18 protein-coding genes are annotated in these 21,914 nt (G+C 72.5%); 14 read left to right on the plus strand and 4 right to left on the minus strand.

Going from position 1 to position 21,914, the window contains the following annotated elements; genetic code table 11:
- The first annotated feature begins 6 nt into the window (after window positions 1–6).
- The 3 genes from ACFQV6_RS20780 (at window position 7) to ACFQV6_RS20790 (ending at window position 2,854) form a co-directional block, all read left to right on the plus strand.
- Window positions 7–984 carry an ATP-binding cassette domain-containing protein gene (locus ACFQV6_RS20780; protein WP_378029184.1) on the plus strand — a complete coding sequence of 326 codons (978 nt, stop codon included), beginning with the start codon at window positions 7–9 and terminating at the stop codon, window positions 982–984.
- Between the two features lie 98 nt (window positions 985–1,082).
- On the plus strand, window positions 1,083–1,838 hold the full coding sequence (locus tag ACFQV6_RS20785; RefSeq protein ID WP_378029214.1) for an ABC transporter permease: 756 nt from the start codon (window positions 1,083–1,085) through the stop codon (window positions 1,836–1,838).
- Window positions 1,839–2,218: 380 nt separating this feature from the next.
- A complete protein-coding gene (locus ACFQV6_RS20790; RefSeq protein WP_378029185.1) occupies window positions 2,219–2,854 on the plus strand; it encodes a hypothetical protein in 636 nt (211 codons plus the stop codon).
- 168 nt (window positions 2,855–3,022) lie between these two features.
- Here ACFQV6_RS20790 and ACFQV6_RS20795 read toward each other — a convergent pair whose 3' ends face one another.
- Window positions 3,023–3,673, minus strand: coding sequence for a response regulator (locus tag ACFQV6_RS20795; RefSeq protein ID WP_378029186.1), 651 nt, complete (start codon window positions 3,671–3,673; stop codon window positions 3,023–3,025).
- Window positions 3,670–4,896, minus strand: a complete 1,227-nt coding sequence (locus tag ACFQV6_RS20800) for a sensor histidine kinase (RefSeq protein WP_378029187.1) — start codon at window positions 4,894–4,896, stop codon at window positions 3,670–3,672. Before ACFQV6_RS20800 ends, ACFQV6_RS20795 begins: the two co-directional genes overlap by 4 nt.
- A gap of 110 nt (window positions 4,897–5,006) precedes the next feature.
- Here ACFQV6_RS20800 and ACFQV6_RS20805 point away from each other — a divergent pair, with 110 nt between their 5' ends.
- From ACFQV6_RS20805 to ACFQV6_RS20815, 3 genes are all read left to right on the plus strand, one after another.
- Entirely contained in the window at window positions 5,007–5,759 is a 753-nt protein-coding gene (locus ACFQV6_RS20805; protein ID WP_378029188.1) for an ABC transporter ATP-binding protein, read from the plus strand.
- Entirely contained in the window at window positions 5,756–8,149 is a 2,394-nt protein-coding gene (locus ACFQV6_RS20810) for an FtsX-like permease family protein (protein WP_378029189.1), read from the plus strand. The genes ACFQV6_RS20805 and ACFQV6_RS20810 overlap by 4 nt, the downstream gene beginning before the upstream one ends.
- Window positions 8,150–8,244: 95 nt before the next feature.
- Window positions 8,245–8,634 carry a hypothetical protein gene (locus tag ACFQV6_RS20815; protein ID WP_378029190.1) on the plus strand — a complete coding sequence of 130 codons (390 nt, stop codon included), beginning with the start codon at window positions 8,245–8,247 and terminating at the stop codon, window positions 8,632–8,634.
- Here the strand turns inward: ACFQV6_RS20815 and ACFQV6_RS20820 are convergent.
- Complete coding sequence (locus ACFQV6_RS20820) at window positions 8,631–9,905, minus strand: EAL and HDOD domain-containing protein (RefSeq protein WP_378029191.1); 1,275 nt, start codon at window positions 9,903–9,905, stop codon at window positions 8,631–8,633. The two genes, ACFQV6_RS20815 and ACFQV6_RS20820, sit on opposite strands and share 4 nt — an antisense overlap.
- Window positions 9,906–10,038: 133 nt before the next feature.
- Here ACFQV6_RS20820 and ACFQV6_RS20825 point away from each other — a divergent pair, with 133 nt between their 5' ends.
- From ACFQV6_RS20825 to ACFQV6_RS20860, 8 genes are all read left to right on the plus strand, one after another.
- The gene (locus tag ACFQV6_RS20825) at window positions 10,039–11,586 is read left to right on the plus strand and encodes a long-chain fatty acid--CoA ligase (protein ID WP_378029192.1); all 1,548 of its coding nucleotides are present in this window, start codon (window positions 10,039–10,041) and stop codon (window positions 11,584–11,586) included.
- A gap of 127 nt (window positions 11,587–11,713) precedes the next feature.
- The gene (locus ACFQV6_RS20830) at window positions 11,714–13,015 is read left to right on the plus strand and encodes a hypothetical protein (RefSeq protein WP_378029193.1); all 1,302 of its coding nucleotides are present in this window, start codon (window positions 11,714–11,716) and stop codon (window positions 13,013–13,015) included.
- Window positions 13,012–13,968 (plus strand): glutamate ABC transporter substrate-binding protein, encoded by a 957-nt coding sequence (locus ACFQV6_RS20835; RefSeq protein ID WP_378029194.1) that lies wholly within the window; start codon window positions 13,012–13,014, stop codon window positions 13,966–13,968. The genes ACFQV6_RS20830 and ACFQV6_RS20835 overlap by 4 nt, the downstream gene beginning before the upstream one ends.
- Complete coding sequence (locus tag ACFQV6_RS20840) at window positions 13,965–15,173, plus strand: hypothetical protein (protein ID WP_378029195.1); 1,209 nt, start codon at window positions 13,965–13,967, stop codon at window positions 15,171–15,173. Before ACFQV6_RS20835 ends, ACFQV6_RS20840 begins: the two co-directional genes overlap by 4 nt.
- Window positions 15,174–15,460: 287 nt before the next feature.
- Entirely contained in the window at window positions 15,461–17,527 is a 2,067-nt protein-coding gene (locus ACFQV6_RS20845) for a tetratricopeptide repeat protein (RefSeq protein ID WP_378029196.1), read from the plus strand.
- A gap of 20 nt (window positions 17,528–17,547) precedes the next feature.
- Window positions 17,548–19,140 (plus strand): PP2C family protein-serine/threonine phosphatase, encoded by a 1,593-nt coding sequence (locus ACFQV6_RS20850; RefSeq protein WP_378029197.1) that lies wholly within the window; start codon window positions 17,548–17,550, stop codon window positions 19,138–19,140.
- Window positions 19,141–19,152: 12 nt separating this feature from the next.
- Entirely contained in the window at window positions 19,153–20,418 is a 1,266-nt protein-coding gene (locus ACFQV6_RS20855) for a VWA domain-containing protein (protein ID WP_378029198.1), read from the plus strand.
- A 230-nt stretch (window positions 20,419–20,648) separates the two neighbouring features.
- A complete protein-coding gene (locus tag ACFQV6_RS20860; protein WP_378029199.1) occupies window positions 20,649–21,284 on the plus strand; it encodes an FHA domain-containing protein in 636 nt (211 codons plus the stop codon).
- Between the two features lie 62 nt (window positions 21,285–21,346).
- Here the strand turns inward: ACFQV6_RS20860 and ACFQV6_RS20865 are convergent, their stop codons facing one another.
- Window positions 21,347–21,874: a snapalysin family zinc-dependent metalloprotease gene (locus ACFQV6_RS20865; RefSeq protein ID WP_378029200.1), complete on the minus strand. Its 528-nt coding sequence runs from the start codon at window positions 21,872–21,874 to the stop codon at window positions 21,347–21,349.
- Window positions 21,875–21,914 lie beyond the last annotated feature (40 nt).

The following is a 21,914-nucleotide window of genomic DNA, read 5'->3' on the forward strand; positions in this document are numbered from 1 at the left end:
GCGGGCATGACGACATATGCGGTCGTGGCCGAGGGGCTGCGCAAGCGCTATCCCGGTAAGGGCGGCACCACCGCTCTCGACGGGTTCCATCTGCACGCACCCGAGGGCAGCGTCTACGGCCTGCTGGGACCGAACGGCGCCGGCAAAACCACAGCGGTGCGGGTGCTCTCCACGCTCATCGGGTTCGACGCCGGCCGGGCGGAGGTGGCCGGCGCCGACGTCGCCCGGGATCCCGCCGCGGTGCGCGACCGGATCGCGCTGACCGGGCAGTACGCCGCTGTCGACGAGATCCTGAGCGGGCGGCAGAACCTGGTCCTTTTCGGACGGCTGCACCACCTGAGCGCCCGGGACGCCCGGCGCCGCGCCGACGAGTTGCTCGACCGGTTCGACCTGGTGGCGGCGGCCGGTAAGTCGGCAGCCGAGTACTCCGGTGGCATGCGCCGCCGCCTCGACCTGGCCGCCAGCCTGATCCGCAGGCCGTCGGTGCTCTTCCTGGACGAGCCGACGACGGGCCTCGACCCGCGCAGCCGCAACCAGGTCTGGGACGCCATCCGGGGCCTGGTCGCCGACGGGACGACCGTACTGCTCACCACCCAGTACCTGGAGGAGGCCGACCAGCTCGCCGGCCGCATCTCGGTGGTGGACGCGGGCCGGGTGGTGGCCGAGGGCAGCCCGGAGGAGCTCAAGGCGGCGGTCGGCGCGGACCGGCTCGACGTGGTCGTCCGGGACGCGAACCGGCTGGCCGACGCGACCGCCGTCGTGGCCCGGGTGACCGGGGGGGCCCCGGACGTCGACGTGGATCACCGGCGGCTGCGCGCACCGGTCGCGGACCGGGTGGGTGCTCTCACCGCTGTGGTACGGGAGCTCCAGGACGCCGGAATCGTGGTCGCCGACGTCGGTGTGCACCGTCCGACCCTCGACGAGGTGTTCCTGCACCTCACTGGCCACCCCGCGGAGCACACGGAGAAGGCGGAGACCCGATGACCACTGTTGCCGAGGCGGCGAGCTCGCTCACCCGTGCTCCCGGATCCTCACCTGGAGTGACCACCCGCCGGGCCCGCGTGCTCGCGGACGGCTGGGTGATGACCGGCCGCTACCTGCGGCACGTGATCCGGGCGCCGGAAGAGCTGGTGATCTATTTCAGCCTGCCGATCATGTTCGTGCTGGTCTTCGGGTACGTGTTCGGCAGCGGCATGCAGGTCCCTGGCGGCGGTGGCTACCGCGAGTTCCTGCTGCCCGGCGTCTTCGTGATGACCATGCTGTACGGCATCGGCGCCACCGCCACGGCCATCGCCACCGACGTCGGCCGCGGCGTGATTGACCGATTCCGATCGATGCCGATGGCCCGGTCAGCGCTGATGACCGGCCGGGCGGCGGCCGACCAGGTACGCGCTCTGCTCGAGGTCACCGCGCTCGTGGTGTGCGGCATGCTGGTCGGCTGGGACTGGCACCGCGGCATCGGGAACATGCTGCTCGGGATCGGTCTGCTGCTGTTGCTGCGGCTCGCGCTGAGCTGGGTGGGCATGGTGTTCGGGCTGATCGCGCCGAACCCGGACACCGTCGCGGTGATCGTGTTCCCGCTGGCGTTCCCGCTGAGCGCGGTGTCGAACGTGTTCGTCGCGCCGGAGCTGATGCCCGGCTGGCTGGGAACGATCGCCGCGTGGAACCCGATGTCGGCTACTACGACTGCTATTCGGGAGCTGTTCGGGAACCCGGGGATCGCCGGGGATTCGTGGCCGGCTCAGCATGCGATGTTCCTGGCGGTGGCTTGGCCGGTGCTGCTGATCGCGGTCTTCGCGCCGCTGGCGGTGTATCGGTATCGGCGGCTGAGCCGCTGATCCAGCAATTCTGATCGAGCCGGCCGGGGCGCAAGCTCCGGCCGGCTCGGCGTGCTCGGGAAACACCTCTGTGCGGAAACCAGGTGCTGCCCAGGCCACCGTGAATTTCCGCAGACCGAGGCGGGGCTGGGCGGGGCTGCGGGCGGGGGTCGCGGCAACGACCGGCCGCCCGCAGCGCCCGGGGACCGCGCTCCGGCCAGAGCGGTCCGGAACCGGCCGCGCCAAGGGAGAAGCGCGGCCAGGCAGGCCTTTGCGGCAGTGTGCTCCTCCGGTGTTACGGGCGGCACCCTCCCGCTCTTCGGACAAATTCGACAAAAACGCGTTTAAGGTGCTTAATCTCTGCGAAGATCAACTCACTGGTTCGACAGCGGGGGTGTCCTGTGCGCAACGACGAAATCATCAGCAGTCGGGAGACCTTGACAGCGCTGCCCGGGGCCCGCCGGGCGGAGACCGTCGCGCGCCCCTGGTCATGCCTCTTCGTCCCGGCTTCGGCGGGGCAGGTCCACCATCTTCCGCTGGAGCTGGTGCGGCGTGACATCGCCGGTGACCGGCCCGGTGTGCCGCTGATGCTGCGGGTCCGGGTGCTCGACGCGCGGACCGCCGACCCGGTCACCGCCGCGGTCCTGGATGTCCGGCACCGGGACGCGTGCGGCGAGACCATCCTGCGCGGGGCCCAGGTGACCGACGCCGAGGGGTACGCCGAATTCCGTACGGTCCACCCCGGCTGGCTTCCCGGCCGGGCCGTGCACCTGAGCGCCGAGGTGCACGTCGGCGGCTGCCTGGCCGGGGGACGGTCGGTGGCGCACGCCGGCCGGCTGTACCTTCCGGAGCCCGTGACCGAGCAGGTCTCCCGGATGCGGCCGTACCTGGACAGCCGGGCGGCACGCACCTCGAACGACGCGGACCCGGGATACATCGCCGGCGGGAAGCTGCACGTGGTCCCCCGCGACCGCTTCGACCTGACCGCAGGGCTCCTCGCCAGCATCACGGTGGGCGTGGGCAACCCCGAAGGCTGACCGCCGGGGCCGATGTCTGCCAGGGCCGCGGCGCGGGACGGTTCCGGGCATCACGACCGCCCCACGCCGCGGCACCATGGAGTACTCCCCCGCGACAACGACAGTTCACCGGATCAAGCGCCAACTGAAGCCGGAACAGGCGCCAACTGAAGCCGGAACAGGCGCCGGCTATCCCCGCAGATAGGCGAGGACCGCCCGCACCCGCCGATGGTCGTCGGCGTCGGGCGGCAGGTCGAGCTTGGCGAGCACGCTGCCGATGTGCTTGGCCACCGCCGCCTCGGTCACCACGAGCTCCCGCGCGATCGCCGCGTTGGACCGCCCCTGCGCCATCAGCCCCAGCACCTCCCGCTCCCGGGCGGTGAGCCGGTGCAGCGGATCACGGCGCCGGCCGAGCAGCTGGCGAACGACCTCGGGGTCAACCACGGTCCGCCCGCCCGCCACCGCCTGCAGCGCGTCGACGAACTCGGTGACCTCGCCGATCCGGTCCTTCAGCAGGTAGCCGACGCCGGCGCCCTGACCGGAGTCGAGCAGCTCGGCGGCGTACGTCTGTTCCACGTACTGACTCAGCACCAGCACCGGCAGGTCCGGGTCGGCGGCGCGCAGGGCGATCGCCGCCTGCAGCCCTTCGTCGCTGAAGCCGGGCGGCATCCGCACGTCGGTCACCACGACGTCGGGCCGGTGCCGCCGCACCGCCTCGCGCAACTCGTCAGCGTCGCCCACCGCCGCCACCACCTCGTGCCCGAAGCGGCGCAGCATCCCGGCCACACCTTCCCGGACGATCAAACCGTCCTCAGCGATGACGACCCGCAGCGAGGTCATCCCGGAATCTCCACGTGCACGAGGGTAGGGCCACCCGGCGGGCTGGACAGGGTCACCGTCCCGTCCAGCACCGCGACCCGGTCGGCGAGCCCCACCAGCCCCGATCCCGAGCCCGGATCCGCACCGCCGCAACCGTCGTCGCGCACCTCGACGATCAGCCGGTCCCGTTCGGTCCAGGCGCTGATCACGGCCCGGTCGGCGCCGGAGTGCTTGGCCACGTTGGTCAGTGCCTCGGTGACCACGAAGTAGGCCGTCACCTCGGCCGCCGGTGTCAACCGCCCGGGTAGCCGCAGGTCCAGATCGACCGTCAGCGGCGCGGTCGACGCCACCTCGCCGATCGCGGCGGCCAGCCCCCGGTCGGTGAGCACCTTCGGGTGCACGCCGCGGATCAGTTCCCGCAGGTCGGTGAGCGCCTGTTTGGCCAGGTCGTGCGCGGCGGTGACGGACTCGGCGGCGGGTGAGCCGGGCGGCAGTTCAAGCCGGGCCAGCCCGAGCTGCATGCTGAGCGCGACGAGGCGCTGCTGTGCGCCGTCGTGCAGGTCGCGTTCGATGCGCCGGCGCTCCACCTCGAACGCGTCGACGAGCCGGGCCCGGGACCGGGTCACCTCGACGAGGAGGCCGTCGCTGCGCGGCGCCAGGATCGCGCGGGCCATCGCGGCGCGGGCGCCGGCCCAGGCGGTGATCGGGTACGCCATGACGACAGTCAGCGGAATCCCGGCGAGCGACAGCTGCAGCGTCGTCGACAGCGGCTCGTCGCTGATGAAGAAGGGTGCGCCGAGCGTGACGGCCAGCGCGTACGCCGTACCGGCCACCACCAGCGCGTCCATCCAGCAGAGCACACCCGCCGAGACCATCGCGTACCCGAGCTCCCGCCACGTCGCCTGCTCCCGCAGCCGCAGGTGCAGCCACGCCCGCAGTCCCGCGCCGGCCGGCAACGGCTCGTGCGGATCAACAAGCTCGTCGTCGTCGACGAGCCGCATCCGCCGCCGCTCCACCCGGGCCACCACGATGCCGGACAGAACCGTCGCCACATACCCGGCGAATCCGATCACCAGCACCGACAGCACCGTGCCCGCGGCCACCAGCCCGACCACCGCCAGGATGGTCGCCGAGCCGAGCACCACCCCGCCGAGCAGGTAGGCGAGCGAGCGCCACGGCCAGGCCGAGCGCAGAAACACGGTCGGCCGCAGCGTAAGCGCCTCAAGCGCATTGCGGACCGGCATGCCCGGCACGCTACCGCCACCCCGAACCGGTGTCGGTAGTGCTGGATATACCCCCGATCCTCGACTCTGCGTGACTGTGCCGCGGTCGAAGGTCAACAAGGCTGAACCGCATGACGAATCAAGAAGCCACCGCCGTCGAGCTGCGGGCGGTCACCAAGCGGTACGGCACCGGCGAGCGGGCGGTGACCGCGCTGGACGCGGTGCATGCCAGGTTCGGTGCGGGGACGTTCACCGCGGTGATGGGGCCGTCCGGGTCCGGCAAGTCGACGTTGCTGCACTGCGCGGCGGGGCTGGACCGGATCACATCCGGACAGGTGGTGGTCGATGGCGTACCGCTGGAGGGTTTGACCGAACGCCGGCTGACTCGCCTGCGCCGCGACCGGGTTGGTTTCGTCTTCCAGGCGTTCAACCTGGTCCCGGCGCTGACGGCGGCGCAGAACGTGGCGTTGCCGCTGCGGCTGGCCCGGCGTCGCCCGGCCGCCGGTGAGGTGGAAGGCATGCTGGCTGAGGTGGGCCTGGCCGGTCGTGCGGGGCACCGGCCCGCCGAGCTCTCCGGCGGTCAGCAGCAGCGCGTCGCGATCGCCCGCGCCCTGGTGACCCGCCCGGCGGTGCTGTTCGCGGACGAGCCGACCGGTGCGCTCGACGCGAGGTCCGGCGCGGAGGTGCTGCGGCTGCTGCGGACCGCTGTGGACCGGCACGGCCAGACCATCGTGATGGTCACCCACGATCCGCTTGCCGCCGCGCACGCCGACCGGGTGCTGTTCCTGGCCGACGGGCGCGTGGTCGACGAGATCGGCGGCCGGGCCGGCGCCGAGGAGATCGCCGTGCGGACCGCCCGCCTCGAGGAGAGGGTCCGGGCATGAGCGCGGCCTTCGCGATGGTCAGGCACCGGTTCGCGAGCTTCGCGGGCACCTTCGTCGCGGTCGCGCTGGGCGTCGCCGTCCTGGCCGCCTCCGCCACCCTCTACCTCAGTTCCCAGCCGCAGGCGCCGGCCCGCTATCACGCCGCGCCGGTTCTGGTGGAGTCGCCCGAGATCGGCACGAACGTCTACGGCGAACCGGAGCGCCGGGCCTGGACCGCGGACGAGGCGACCGGAATCGCCCAGCGGCTGGCGGCGCTGCCCGGCGTCACCGCCGCGGTGCCGGATCCGTCCTTCTACGTGCAGCGGCTGGTCGGCGGCCGGGCTCAGGGTGATGCTCAGACGGCACGGATCGAGGGGCACGCCTGGTCGTCGACGGTCCTCGGCGGCTACCGGCTCACCGCGGGCCGGGCTCCGGCGGGCAAGCGTGAGGTGGCGATCTCCGGCGTGGTGCCGGGTGGGCGGGTCGAGGTGCTCACCGCGGCGGGGCCGGAGACGTGGACAGTGACCGGAACGGTCAACGGTCCGGGCTTTTACGTGGCGGACACGGAGGCGTTGCGGCGCGCGTCAGGCGTACGCGTCATCGGTCTCACCTCGGACAGCGACCCGGCGCAAGTGGCCGGCGCCGCGCACGTTCTGATCGGCTCGGCCGGCACGGTGCGGTCCGGCGCGGAGCGGGACAAAACCGAACCGTCGGTGGTCACCCGGGTCCGCTGGATCGGCGCGCAACTCCTCATCGCGCTGGTCACTCTCGGTGCGTTCGCCACCGTCTTCGTCGTCTCCTCGACGTGCGCCCTGAGCGCCGCGCAGCGTCGGCGCGAGCTGGGACTGCTGCGCGCGGTCGGTGCCACACCGGGTCAGGTCAGACGGCAACTGTACGCGGAAACCGCGCTCGTCTCCCTGATAGCAGGTCTGATCGGCGCCCCACTCGGCGCCGCCGCCGCCCCTCTGCTGGCAGCACCGATGGTCGACGCGGGCCTGGAGCCGGCCGGCTTCACGGCCACCTGGCAACCGATGGCAGTGTTCGGCGCAGCATTACTCGGCGTGATCGTGGCCCTCGGCGGCGTCGCCGTCGCCGCACGCCGGGCCAGCCGGGTCGCGCCGCTGGACGCCCTGCGCGAGGCCGCCGCCGATCCCCGCCCGATGACCCTGGCCCGCTGGATCGGCGGCCTGCTCGGCGCCGCCGCCGGCGTGGCCCTGCTCGCCGGAATGCCCGCCATGCCGCTGGAGACGCAGACCTCGGCCGGGATGGGCGCGGCGATGTTCCTGATCGGCGCGGCGGCCCTGCTCTCCCCGATCCTGATCCGCCCGCTGGTCCGCCTGGTGGCCTGGCCGGCCCGCGGCACCGCGACCGGGATGCTGGTCCGCGAGGGCACGCTGACCGGGGTACGCCGGGTCGCCGCCACCGCCGCGCCGGTACTCGCCACTGTCGGCCTGACCGTCCTGCTGACCGGCTCGATCGCCACCTTCGAGGAGGCGGCGGGCATCGACGAGGCCGCCCAGTACCCGCCGGCCACCCTCCTGGTCCCGGACGGCACTCCCGGTCTCACCGAGGCGGTGACCACCGCCCAGCGCGGCGACTCCCGCCTCACCACCCGGGTTCTGATCAGCCACGCGGGCGGCGTCACCGGCTTCGACGCCGCCGGCGTCGCGATCGCCGAACCGGGCGTGGTGCTCGATCCGGAGACCGCTACCGCTCTCGGCACGGCGGCCGGCCGGACGGTCTCCTTGCGCTGGGCCGACGGCACCACCGCCGATCTGCCGGTACGCGCCGTCGAGCCGGAGGCCGACGCTCCCGTCCTCCTGCCCCGCGACCTGGTCCGCGAGCACGACCCGGACGCGCTCACCCCGATGGTCGTGCTCGACGGCGACCCCACCGCCGCGGGCCCGGGCGCCGAGGCACTGCCGGGCGCCGAGGCACTGCCGGGCGCCGAGGCACTGCCGGGCGCCGAGGCACTGCCGGGCGCTGAGGCTCTGCCGGTCGCCGAGTACGTGCGGCGCGAGGTCGGTGAGGAGGGCCGGCTGGTCGACTTGTTCCTGTGGGCGCTGATCGGGCTGACCGCCGGGTACACCGGTATCGCCGTGGCGAACACGCTGCTGATGGCGACCGCCGCGCGCCGGCCGGAGTTCCGCGCGCTGCGGCTGGCCGGTGCCGGTACCGGGCAGGTGCTGCGGGTCGTCTCGGCGGAGTCCCTGCTCGCGGTCCTCACCGGAGCGCTGCTCGGCGCGGCGGTGGCCGGGATCTCGCTGATCGGGGTGCGGGAGGCGACCGAGGCCGAACTCGATCAGCCGGTCGCGCTGGTGATCCCGTGGGGAGCCGGCGTGGCAGTGACCGTGGTCTGCGGAGTTGTCGCCGTGGTGGCGGCCATGATTCCGGTGCTGCGGCGCCGCTGAGCGCGACTGCCCCGCAATCAGGGGGCTCCGTAATCAGCTTGTAACCTCTAGGCTGCGATCGCTCACAGCGAACATTCAGCCAGGGGGTCGCAGCGATGGGCAACGGCACGCGCCGCAAGTGGCTCGGTGCACTGGTCGCCGTGCAGGCGATCCTGGTGCTGCCGGTGGTCTTCCTCTGGCTGGGGCCGGCACAGCAGTCCGTGCCGGTCCCGGGCGAGCACCCGGCGGCCGGGCTGCTGGGCCTCTATCTGATCGTGTTCGGCCTGCCCTGGTCGCTGCTGGCCTGCCTCGCCGACAACCAGTACGGGCTCTTCGGCGGCACCGCCGGCAACCTGCTGATCGCCGGCCCGGCGCTGCTCAACCTCGTGGTGACCACCGGCGCCCTGTGGTGGACCGGCCGGGAGATCGACGACTACGAGGACGACTACGACGCCGGCTCCGCCTTCGACCACGCCTTCGATTCCGCGGAGGAGGACGCCCGCTAGTAGGTCCTGGCGGTGCCCATCCGGCGGCGCGGTGACGACGGGGTGAAGCGGTGCGCCGCGGTCAGCGTCCGGGTCGACCAGCGCATCGCGTCCAGGGCCGGTCCGGCCAGGTCGCCGGTGCCCCAGTCGCCGTCCTCGTAGGCCCGGACCGCGTCCAGCAGCTTGCCGAGCCGACCGGTTCCGAGGTTGACGGCGTCCGCCACCTCGGCCGACAGCGGCAGTTGCTCGGCGACGGCCGCGGGGGTCGTACCCATCAGGCGGGCCATCCCGGTCAGCAGGCCGGCCACGAACGCGGCCGCCGGGTCGGCACCGAACCGGTGCGCCAGGTTCTCGCAGAGCCGGGCGTGGGTCAGCGCGGTGAGCAGCTGCTCCTCCGGTGCCTCGGCGACGTCGTCGACCACCATCAGGGTGGCCCAGCGGCGGATGTGGTTCAGGCCGATCAGCATGATCGCCTGGCGGACCGAGGAGACCCGGCTGACCACCCCGGCGGCCACCGAGTTGCTGACCCGCAGTACGCGCAGGGCGAGCGCCGGGTCGCTGGCGATGATGTTGGTGATCTTGTCGAGGCGGACGTCCGGGTGCATCAGCGCCGCCACCAGCTCCAGCCGGCGCATCCGCGACGGGGAGAGGCTGGGGGTGCTGAGGACCTGGGGGCGGCTCAGCGCGTACCCCTGGCGCAGCTCCATGCCGTAGTGGTCGGCGATGGCCACCTGCTCGGCGGTCTCCAGGCGCTCGGCGACCAGCTCGATACCGGGGTACTCCCGGCAGGCGGCGACGATCTCGTCGAGCCTGCTCAGGTCGCCGTCGAGCAGGTCGAGCTTGACGTAGGACGCCAGGCCGAGCAGCCGCTCGTGGCCGGAGCCCCAGACGAAGTCGTCCAGGGCGATCTTGTACCCGGCGTCGGACAGCGCGGTGATCCCGTCGATCACCTCGTCGTCCACGTGCACGGTCTCGAGGATCTCCAGCACCACCTGTTCCGGGCCGAACGGCAACGGCAGCCTGCCGGTGACGAACTCCCTCGTCAGGTTGATGAAGCAGGGCCGGTTGCCGGCCACTTCGGCGATGCCGAACTCCGTGAACGCGTTGACCATCACGGTGCTGGTCGCGTACGTGTCCTGCCGCCCTGAGGCGACGTCGTCCATACGGCCGCGGAAGAGCAGCTCGTACGCCACGACGACACCGTTCACGTCGAAGATCGGTTGCCGACCGACGTGCACCGCTTCCAACACCGGGATTCCCACGCCGACGCCATCGGCAGTCAGACGGCTCACTTGACGAATCCCGCACATTCCCGCAAGAAAACTTCGGAATGAAACAAAGCCGGGTCGGTGGGTTCCACCCGTACGGCGGTCGTGCTGGGATGAGACCGCCGCCACAGCTGAACCATGTGAAGGGAACCACCGGATGCTCAACCTCTCCGTTCTGCTGGAGGACAGCGCCCGCCACCACCCGGAGCGCGACGCCGTGGTCCTGGGCCCCCGGCGCCTGACCTACGCGCAGGTGAACGCCGCGGCGAACCAGGTGGCGAACCTGCTGGTCTCCCGCGGCATCCGGCCCGGTGACAAGGTGGCGCTCTCCTGCCCCAACCTGCCGTACTTCCCTGTCGTCTACTACGGCATCCTCAAGGCCGGCGCCGTCGTCGTACCGCTGAACGTGCTGCTCAAGGGCCGCGAGATCGGCTATCACCTGAACGACTCGCAGGCCAAGGCGTACTTCTGCTTCGAGGGCACCGCCGAACTGCCGATGGGCGCCGAGGGCCACGCCGGGTTCGGCCAGACCGACGGCTGCGAGCAGTTCTTCCTGATCACGGCGGACCCGGCGGCGGCCTCGCCGATCGAGGGAGCCGAGACGATGGGCGCGGCCCTCGCCGGCCAGTCGCCGGTCTTCGAGACCGTGCAGCTGCCCGAGACCGACCCGGCCGTCATCCTCTACACCAGCGGGACGACCGGCCAGGCCAAGGGCGCCGAGCTGTCCCACTCGAACCTGGTGCTCAACGCGCTCACCTGCAACCGGCTCTTCGGCAGCCAGCCGGCGACCGACACCCACCTGCTGGTGCTGCCGCTGTTCCACTCGTTCGGCTCGACGGTCAACATGAACGCCGGCTTCGCCACCGCCGCCACGCTGGTGCTGCTGCCCCGCTTCGACGCGGCGGCCGCGGTGCAGCTGCTGCAGAGCGAGAACGTGACGTTCTTCGCCGGCGTCCCGACGATGTACTGGGGCCTGCTGAACGCGCTGGGCGAGGGCGTCGACGTGGACCGGATCGCCCGCAACATGCGGGTCGCGGTCTCCGGCGGCTCCAGCCTCCCGGTGGAGATCATCAAGGCGGTGAAGGAGCGCTTCGGGGTCACCATCCTCGAGGGGTACGGGCTGTCCGAGACCTCCCCGGTCGCCACCTTCAGCGATCCGGGCAGCGATCCGCGTCCCGGTTCGATCGGCATCCCGATCTGGGGCGTCGAGGTGAAGCTGATCGACGCCGAGTGGAACACGGTCGGCGGCTCCGACGAGATCGGCGAGATCGCCATCCGCGGGCACAACATCATGCGCGGCTACTACAACCGGCCCGAGGCGACCGCCGAGGTGATGCGCGACGGCTGGTTCCGGACCGGTGACCTGGCGCGGCGCGACAAGGACGGCTTCTACTACATCGTCGACCGGGCCAAGGACATGATCATCCGCGGCGGCTTCAACGTCTACCCGCGGGAGATCGAAGAGGTCCTGATGACCCACGAGGCGGTCTCCCTGGCTGCGGTGATCGGCGTCGCCCACCCGAGCCACGGCGAGGAGATCAAGGCGTTCGTGATCCTCAAGCCGGGCGCCGAGGCGACCGAGGACGACCTGGTCGCCTGGGGTAAGGAGCAGATGGCGGGCTACAAGTACCCGCGCATGGTCAGCATCGTCGAGTCGCTGCCCATGACCGCCACCGGCAAGCTGCTCAAGCGCGAGCTGAGCTGAGAACACACGGGCACCGTGGCGCCCGGCGGTCCCCCGCCGGGCGCCGCGCGTCACAGCGCCCGATGATCGCTTGCGCGCGTGACGCACAGTGGACGGCATCGGGGAGCCGGCAACACGGAGGCGAAGTTTGACCACGGCACTTGCCCAGCGGTCCGCGGAGGCCGTTCCACCGCGGGAGTCCGTCCTGCGCCGATTCGGGCAGATGCGCCGGACCTCACCCGGCCGTCTCCAGCTCACCCTCGTTCTGCTGCTCGTGCTCGCCGCCCTGACCGGCGTGGTCACCGGCCTGACCGCGAGCTCCGCCGCCGCCGGCACCGCCGACCTGCGCGACCGGGCTCAGCCGCTGCTGATCGAGGCCGAGACGGTCTACTCGGCACTCGCCGACGCGGACACCATCGCGGCGCAGGCGTTCCTCGCCGGCGGCCTGGAGCCGGCCGGGCTCACCGAGAAGTACGAGGCGGCCCTCACCCGGGCCACCTCCGCGCTCACCGCGGCCGCCGCGCGCACCCCGGCGGGAAGCGAGGCCGCCGAAGCGGTCAAGACGCTCGCCACCGGCACCACCCGGTACGCGGCCATGGTCGCCACCGCCCGCGCGGTCAACCGCCAGGGCCTGCCGGTCGGCGCCTCCTACCTGGCCACCGCCTCCGAGCTCAACCGCGAGACGCTGCAACCGCAGGCCAGGACGCTGCTCCGCTTCGCCGAGCGCGAGGTCGGCGGCGGTTACGAGGACGCCCGCAGCTCCTGGTGGCTGCTGCTGTTCCTGGTGCTGCTGCTGGTGCTGGTGATCGCGCTGATCCGGACCCAGTTCCTGCTGAGCCGCACCACGCAGCGCACGTTCAACGTCGCGCTGGTCGCCGCCACCGCGCTGACCGCCGTGCTGGTGATCGGCTCCTGGGTGGTCTTCTCCGAGCAGCGGAGCCGTCTCGGTGCCGCCGAGGAGGAGGGCTCCGCCCCGATCGCGGCGCTCGCCGACATCCGGATCCTGGTGCAGCGGGAGCGTGCCGACGAGGCGCTGACCCTGGCCGCACGGGCCGGCAGCGGGCCGCACGAGCAGGACTTCCAGGCGGCCCGCAAGCTGCTCACCTTCGACGATCCGGCGCTGGACGACCTGGGGCCGCTGATGGCTCAGGCCCGCGACCAGCACGACCGATTCGTGGCCCTGCACACGCAGGTCCGTGAGCTGGACGACAACGGCGACTACGACGGTGCGGTGAGACTCGCCGTCGGCGCGGACACCGCCTCCGCGTTCCAGGTGCTCACCACGACCGTCGACGACGCCATGACCGACCGGAAGGCGGTCTTCGAGAGCAACATCGAGGACGCCGGCCGGGGCCTGACCCTGCTGGCCGTGTTGGGGCCGCTGCTCGCCCTGGCGATCGCCGCACTGGCCGCGATCGGCCTGCGGGCCCGGCTGGAGGAGTACCGATGAGGCGTACCCGTCCCGTTCTCGCCGCCCTGGCCGCCGCGGCGCTGCTCGCCACCGCCGCGTGCACCGCCGAGGAGGCCCCGATCGGCCCGCCGGCCCCGCCCGCCGCCGAGGGCAGCGCGGCGGCGCCCGCGCCGGTGGACACCTCGTGCAACCCGCGGGCCAGCCTGCGCCCGTCCGGAGCCCTGCCCGCGCCGGGCCGGATGCCCGCCGGCAGCCAGATGGCGAAGATCCGCGAGAACGGCCGGCTGGTCCTCGGCACCAGCCAGGACACCCTGCTGTTCAGCTCCCGCAACCCGTTCACCGGCAAGGTCGAGGGCTTCGACGTCGACATGGGCAAGCAGATCGCCAAGGCCATCTTCGGCGACCCGGAGAAGCTCCAGATCAAGGTGGTTCCCCGCCCGGAGCGCACCAACTGGGTCCGCGACGGCAAGGTCGACCTGGTGATCAGCACGATGACCACGAACTGCGCCCGCCGGAAGGAGGTCGACTTCTCCACCGTCTACTTCGAGACCGGCCAGCGGGTCCTGGTCGCCAAGGACTCGATCGTCGAGAGCATCGACGACCTCGACCGGCAGAAGGTGTGCGCGGCGTCCGGCTCGACCTCGCTGGAGAACATCGAGAAGCAGCCCGGCGAGCCGGTCGCGGTCGGCAAGGCGAGCTTCGGCGAGTGCCTCGTCGCCTTCCAGCAGAACGAGGTGGCCGCCATCTCCACCGACGACACGATCCTGGCCGGTCTCGCCGCCCAGGACCCGTACGCGAAGGTGGTCGGTGACCGCTTCACCGAGGAGCCGTACGCGATCGCCATCTCGAAGGAGCACCCGGAGCTCACCCGGTTCGTCAACCAGGTGCTCGAGCGCTCCCGCGCGGACGGCACCTGGGCGGCCACCTACAAGCGCTGGCTGGGTGCCACCGGAGCCGTACCGCCACCACCACCGGCGGCCCAGTACCGATGACAGCTCCCCTGGCCTCCGCCGACGCGGAGCTCGCGCGCCTGGAGAGCGCTGTCGCCGCGATGGCGACGAACCTGGTCGAACTGGACGAGAACCCGGATCGCAAGGAGCTCGGCACCGCCACGCTCTCCGGCCGCACCGCGACGGCGTGGGCGAGCGCCGAGGACGCGCTGAGCCGGCTGTGGCAGGGCCATCGGCAGCTCAGCGAGGTGATCGCGCGGGCGAGGGCGCTGCGCGACCGGCGGCGGCTCAGCGACACCGACCGCGCGGAGTACGCCCACGAGGTCCTCGGATCCTCGATCACGCTCTCCACCAGCACCGTGCCGCTCGCCCAGCGCGGGCTGCTCGGCTCCGGGCAGATCGTCACCACCTGCTCCCCGGCCGAGCTGCTGGCCGCGATGCAGGCGGCGTTCGCGACAGCGGTGGACGTGGTCACCCGGGCCGGCGAGGGGTGGCGCCGGATGCTCCCGGCCGCCGCCGACGCCGCGGCCGCCCTCGCCCAGGCGCGCGCGCTGTCCCGCAACGCCGCGGCGGGCACCCTGCTCGCCGAGACGGACCGCCTGCTCGACGAGGCCGACCGGCTGCTCGGCACGTTCACCCGCACGCTCGCCAGCGATCCGCTCGGCGCCGACGCGTCGGGCCTGGCCAGGGTGCGCGCGCTGATCGACCGGGCGGATGCCGAGCGCACCTCGATCTCCGAACTGCGGGCCTCCCTCGAACAGCGGCTGCGTGACGCGCGGGCGCTGGCCGCCGAGATCGCCACCGCCAGGCGGTCCGCCGAGGCCGCGCGCGAGGCCGCGGCCGGGCGTTTCCACGAGCATCAGATCGCGGGGGTACGCGGAAACGACCCGCTCGCCGACCTCGCGGCGATCGACGCGCTCGCGGCTGCCGGGCACTGGGCGCTGATCAGCCCGCGGCTCGCCGGGTGGAACCGGCAGGCGCGGGAGCGGCTGGCCGTGCTCCGCGACGCGGCCGCCCGCAACTCCGGCCTGCTCGCCGAGCGCAACGAGCTGCGCGGGCGGCTCGACGCGTACCGGGCGAAGGCACTCAGCCGCGGGTTCGGCGAGGATCCGCGGCTGACACCGCTCGCCGAGGCGGCACGCACCGCGCTCTACCAGGCGCCGTGCGACCTGAGCGGTGCCCGGTCGGCAGTCAACGCGTACCAGGAAGCTCTGTCCGCCACGATCGCCGCCAGGGAGGCACGATGAGATGCCGGCGTGACTGTCCCGGGACCATCGAGGACGGCTACTGCGACACGTGCGGGCTCGCTCCCGCCCGTACCCCTGCTCCTGCTTCTGTTTCTGTCACTTCCGCCGCTGCTCCGGTCACCGCTACCCCAGTCTCCGCCGTTGCTGTCTCCGCGGCTGAGGGATCGTCGTGCGGGCGGGGAGGCTGCTCCGGAACCATCGAGGACGGGTACTGCGACACGTGCGGTCTCGCGCCGGTAGCCGGTGCCGGCACGCCGGCCCGGACGTCCACGGCCCCCTCGCGGTCGATGTCGAGCCGGTCCGGGACCCAGTCGTCCTCGCGCACCGGGGCGCTCTCCACCCGTACCGGAGGAAGCGGCCGCGGCGGAAGCTCCCGCAGCCAGTCCCGGCGCCGCTTCGGCGGTGGCCTCGTCGACATCGCGCCGATCACCCAGGCCGACCCGGCCACCGCGGTGATGGCCGTCGCCGAGGTGCCCGAGTCCAAGCGGTACTGCGCCAAGTGCGGCCAGCCGGTCGGACGGGCCCGCGGCGACCGGCCCGGCCGCACCTCCGGCTTCTGCGCGGCCTGCGGCGAGGGGTTCAACTTCACCCCCAAGCTCAGCAAGGGTGACCTGGTGGCCGGCCAGTACGAGGTGGTCGGCCCGCTCGCGCACGGGGGCCTGGGCTGGATCTACCTGGCCGTGGACAAGAACGTCTCGGACCGCTGGGTGGTACTCAAGGGCCTGCTCAACTCCGGCGACGAGGACGCGCTGGCGGCCGCGGTCGCCGAGCGCCGGTTCCTGGCCGAGGTCGAGCACCCGAACATCGTCAAGATCTACAACTTCGTCGAGCACGACGGCGCCGGCTACATCGTCATGGAGTACGTCGGCGGCAAGTCCCTGAAGGATCTGCGCAAGACCGACCCGTTCCCGGCGGACCGGGCTCTCGCCTACGTGCTGGAGATCATGCCGGCCTTCGGCTACCTGCACGACCGCGGCCTGATCTTCTGCGACTTCAAGCCCGACAACGTCATCCAGGCCGGCGACCAGATGCGCCTGATCGACCTGGGCGGCGTGGTGCACGTCGACGACCACGAGGCGGCGATCTACGGCACGGTCGGCTACCAGGCACCGGAGATGGCCACCGACGGGCCGTCCATCGCCTCCGACCTCTACACCATCGGCCGTACGCTGGCCGTGCTCACCACCGACTTCCGCGGCTACCAGAGCACCTTCAAGGAGAGCCTGCCGTCGCGCGGCGAGTTCGACGTCTACCAGCGGCACGAGTCCTTCCACCGGCTGCTGGTCCGCGCCACCCGGCCCGACCCGGCGGACCGCTTCGTCGACGCCGCCGAGATGACCGAGCAGATGCTCGGCGTGCTGCGCCAGGTGCTCGCCGCCGGCGGTGAGGTCCGGCCCGCGCCGTCCCGGCTGTTCACCGGCGAGCTGCGCACCGACCTGCGCGACGACCGGCTGCGCTGGCAGGACCTGCCGACCCCGCTGATCGACCTGACCGACCCGGCGGCCGCGTTCCTCGCCTCGGTCACCGTCACCGACCCGGCCGAGGTGCTCACGCTGCTCGGCAAGGCACCGCAGTACACGGTCGAGGTCCGGCTGCGGGAGCTGCGCGCGCACATCGACCTCGGCGCCCGTACCGGCGACTGGGCCGACGCGAGAGCCGCCCTGGCGCTGCTGGCGGAGTCGGTAGCCGACGACTGGCGGGTCGCCTGGTACGACGGGCTGCTCGGGCTCGCCACCGGCGACACCGGCCGGGCCCGCGACCGGTTCGACGCTGTCTACGCCGCCCTGCCCGGTGAGCTCGCACCGCAGCTCGCGCTCGGGTTCACCGCCGAGCTGGCCGGTGACGGCAAGACGGCGGGCGGCTATTACGACGTGGTCAGCCGTACCGACCCGGCGTACACCACGGCCGCCGCCGGACTGGCCCGCTGCCGGCTGGCCGCCGGGGACCGGGCCGGTGCCGTCGAGGCGTACAACCGGGTGCCCGGCACGTCCTCGGCCTACCGGGTGTCGCAGGTCGGCGCCGTCCGCGCCCTGGTACGCCTGCACGAGTCGGCAACGGTCGACGTGGACTCGCTCGCGTCGGCGGCCGAGCTGATCGAGCGCCTCGAGGTGGAGGCGGCCCAGCTCGCGGCCCTGCGAGCGGAGTTGCTCGAGCAGGCATTGCGCACGCTCGGCTCCGGGACGAGGATTCCGGCGGTGGTGCTGGGCGGAACCCGCACCGGGCACGCCGGCGAACGCGAAGTACGGTTCGCGCTGGAGGCCGCGTACCGGGAGATGGCCCGGGCGGTACACGGGGCGGACAAGATCCGCCTGGTGGACATGGCGAACGCGGCGAGGCCGCGGACGCGTACGTGAGAAGGGCGGGAACGACGCCGATGATCCTGACCGATTGCACCGCATGCGCCGACGAGCGCGCGGCCGGGGCGGCGTTCTGTGAGGTGTGCGGGCGAGGGCTGGCCGCGGAGCCTGCTGCGCCGCTGGCCTCTGCTGCGCCGGCTTCTGCTGCGCCGCTGGCTTCTGCTGCGCCGCTGGCTTCTGCTGCTGCGCAGGCTTCTGCTGCGCCGCCGGCTTCTGCTGCTGCTGCGCCGCCGGCGGACGACACCGCCGTGGAGCTGCCGTCGTCTGCCGATCCGCCGGCCGCCGGGGATTCGGCGGCCGGCGTCCCCGACGGCTCCGCGGGCGATTTCCCGGAGGGTTCGGCGGGCACCTTCGGGGGCGGCTTCTCAGAGGGTTCGGCTGTCGTCGAGAAGTCGGCGATGGACTGGATGGACTGCCCGCACTGCGCGGCGCACCGGGCCGTCGGCCCCGACGGGTACTGCGAGGAGTGCGGCATGCTCGCCGGCCGGCCCCGTGACCACCTGGAGGCCGACGGCGGCGCGGCCGGAGCGGCCGTCAGCGACCGTGGCCGGCGGCACCACCGCAACGAGGACGCGATGTGGCTGGCGGTCGGCTCGGCCGCGGCGGACGTGGTGGTCTGCGACGGGGTGTCCGCCTCGTACGATCCGGACGCCGCGTCGGACATCGCGGCGCGGACCGCTGGGGAGATGCTCGCTGTCGCTCAGCACCCGGGCGGCGGGGAGGAGGACACGGCCGGCGCCACGGTGGATTTCGAGACCGCTGGGGTTGCCGGGACCGCTGAGGTTCTTGAGACGGCTGAGGCTTCCGCCGGAACACCGGGGGCCGCTGGGACCGCGGGAAGTGGGGACGCTTCGGCCGTACCGGAAAAGACCGGAACCGATCAGCCCAGCCCGGCCGTCGCCGTTGCCGGGGTGGTGGCCGCGGGCATCGCGGCGGCTGCCGAGGCGGTCGCCTCCCTGGCGCACACCGGCGACCCCCGCAGGGCCGCGTCCAACCCGGCCTGCACGATCGTCGCCGCCGCCGTCCGCGGACCGCACGTCGGCTTCGGCTGGGTCGGCGACAGCCGCGCCTACTGGCTCGGCGCCGAAGGACCGGCCGAGCAACTCACCGAGGACGACTCCTGGGCGCGGCACGTGATCGCGCTCGGTGTCGCACCGGAGGTCGCCATGAACGACGCCAAGGCCCACGCGATCACCGCCTGGCTCGGCGCGGACGCCGGCCCGGTGATGCCGCACGTCGGCGCGTTCACGGTGACCGAGCCGGGGCACCTGGTCCTGTGCAGCGACGGCCTCTGGAACTACCTGCCCGATCCGGCCGCCCTCGCGGAGGTCGTCCGGTCCTGCCTTACATCGGCGAGCGGCCCGTCCGCGCTGCTCGACGCCGCGCGGGCGCTCGTCGCGTACGCGAACAAGGCCGGCGGCGCGGACAACATCACCGTCGCCCTGGTCCCGGTCCACCCCGAGTCCTCAGCCCGCACCGCTCCCGATTCCTCAGCCGGCGCCGCTTCACCGGCCCGCACCGCTTCCTCAGCCGGCGCCTCTTCACCGGCCCGCACCGCTTCCTCAGCCGGCGCCGAGAGCTCGGCCGGCTCCGAGATCTCAGCCGCGTAGAAGGAGACCCCTGTGTCGTACACCGCCGAGGCCTTCCAGAACGAGTACCTCGCTCTGGGCGCGAGCGAGGTCAACGCGATCGTGACCGTCACGTCCAGCGGCGCCGCGGGCGGCCGCCGCACGTCCGGCGCGACCGAGATCATCATCGTCGACGCGTCCGGGTCGATGCAGGCCGAGGGGCGGATCGGCGCCGCCCGGCAGGCCGCCAAAGCCGCCGTCGAGTGCATCGACGACGGCGTCAACTTCGCGATCATCGCCGGGGTCAGCACCGCACAGCAGCTCTACCCCGACCCCGGCCGGCTGGCCGTGTCCTCGCCGGAGACCCGCGCCGAGGCGTCCCGCGCCATCGACCGGCTCGCGCCCGGCGGCGGCACCGCGATGGCTGCCTGGCTCCTGCTGGCCGCGCAGCTGTTCGCCCAGCGGCCGGGCGACATCGCGCACGCAATCCTGCTGACCGACGGTGACAACGGCGAGCGGTACGGCTACCTGGAGAGCGTTCTGGAGACGATCGCCGGCAAGTTCACCTGCGACTGCCGGGGTGTCGGCACCAACTGGAAGGTCTCCGAACTCCGCAAGATCTCCACGGCGATGCTCGGCACCGTGGACATCGTCGCCAAGCCGATGGACCTGACCGCCGCGTTCGAGCAGATGATGACCGCGGCGATGGGCAAGACCAGCGCGGACGTACAGCTGAAGGTCTGGACGCCGGTGAACAGCACGGTCCGCTTCGTCAAGCAGGTCGAGCCACAGGTGACCGACCTGACCGGCAAGCGGATCCCGGACGGCGCGCGGGCCGGGCGCTACCCGCTGGGCGCCTGGGGCCAGGAGAGCCGCGACTACCACGTGTGCGTGGACGTCACCGCGGGCGCGGCCGGCGACGAGATGCTGGCCGCCCGGATCTCGGTGGTGGAGGGCGACACCGTGCACGCGCAGTCGCTGGTCCGCGCGGTCTGGACCGACGACACGGCGCTGTCCACCCGGATCAACCGGCAGGTCGCCCACTACACCGGGCAGGCCGAACTCGCCGACGCGATCCAGGCGGGCATCGCGGCACGGGACGCCGGCGACGACCACACCGCGACACTGAAGTTCGGCCGGGCCGCGCAGCTCGCCCACTCCAGCGGCAACAAGGCCACCGAGGACCTGCTCGCCAAGGTCGTGGAGATAGAGGACGCGGCGACCGGCACGGTCCGGCTGCGGCGCAAGGTGGCCGCCGAGGACGAGATGGCGCTGGACACCCGCTCGACGAAGACGGTGCGGGTCGGGCGGGCGCAGTGATTTCGTACGTCTGCCCGAAGGGCCACACCTCCGCGGAGAGCGACTTCTGCGACACCTGCGGAGCGAAGATCTCTCCGGCGACTGTTGCGTTCCCGTCGGCGGCCCCAACGGCTGTTTTGGATCAGCCGTCTGTTGCGGCCCCGCCATCTGGTTCAGCCCAGCCGTCGGTTTCGGCTTCTGTTTTGGATCAGTCGGCCGTTTTGGATCAGCCGGCCGTTTTGGATCAGCCGGTGCCGGCCGGTTCGGCGGGCGGGTCCTCGGCGGGTGCGCCCCCGCGGGCGGCCGGTCCGGCCAGCGAGTCCTGGCAGGCGGCCAATTCGACGGGTGAGCCGTGGCGGGTCACTCCGGCGGGTCCGGCTTGCCCGCACTGCGGTACGCCCCGCAGCGGCACCGCCCGTTTCTGCGAGGACTGCGGCTACGACCACAGCACCGGGAAGGTGCCGCAGCTTGTCGCCCCGGTGGCGAAGACCGGCGACTGGACCGCGACGATCTTCGCCGACCGCGCCTACTTCGACCTGAACGAGACCGACGGCGTCGACTTCCCGTCCGACGCCGCCGATCGCACGATCATCCTGCCGCCGCCGCAGATCAGAATCGGCCGGCGCAGCGCGTCGAAGGGCACCGACCCCGAACTCGACCTGTCCGCCGCACCGGCGGATCCCGGTGTCTCGCACAGCCACGCCCTGCTCACGCTGAACGTGGACGGGGTATGGCTGGTCTCCGATCTGGGCTCGACGAACGGGACGTACATCAACGACGAGGACCGTCCGCTCGGCGCCGGACAGTCACGCGTCCTGAAGGACGGCGACCAGGTCCACGTCGGCATCTGGACCACGATCACGCTGCACGCCCCGCCCGCCGGGTGACTCACTGCCAGGCGAGACCCGCGGCGCCACCGTGGCGCTGCACGTCTCGCCCGCCGGGTGACTCACTGCCAGGCGTAGACCTGGGGTGCCACTGTCACCGAGGTTGCGAAGTTGCTGTTCACGGTCGACGCCTCGCGGCTGTTCGGGTTCGGGTTGGTGCAGCTCACCGGCGCGCTGCTGCCCGACATCAGGTCGGCGCAGAGACCGGTGCGCCGGTCCGGCAGCCCGAGGATGTGACCGAACTCGTGCGCGGCGATCCGGGGCTGGTAGTAGCCCTGGTTCACCGCCTGCCGGCCCATGATCCAGCGGCCGTTGCCGAGCGACGAGCTGATCGTGCGCGGCCAGCCGTTGTCGGCGGTCACCCGGATGTTCGGGGTGCGCCCGGCGGGCACCGGCTCGAGCCGGACGTTGGTGACCCGGGCGTTCCAGATCTGCGCGCCCTGATGCACCACCGAGACGAACTCCTGCGCCTGACTCGCGTCGTAGTAGAGGATGCGGGGCGCCGCCGCGGCCGGCGTGGCGCTGATGACCTGGACACCGCCCAGGGCGGCCACAGCGCAGAGCGCGGCCAGGACTCTTCTCAGGATCATGAATGTTCTCCTTGGGGGACGGGGAGGAAACCTGCACCTG

Origin of the sequence: Actinoplanes sp. GCM10030250 (genome assembly GCF_042666575.1) — a bacterium.
In the GTDB taxonomy this organism is placed as follows: domain Bacteria; phylum Actinomycetota; class Actinomycetes; order Mycobacteriales; family Micromonosporaceae; genus Actinoplanes.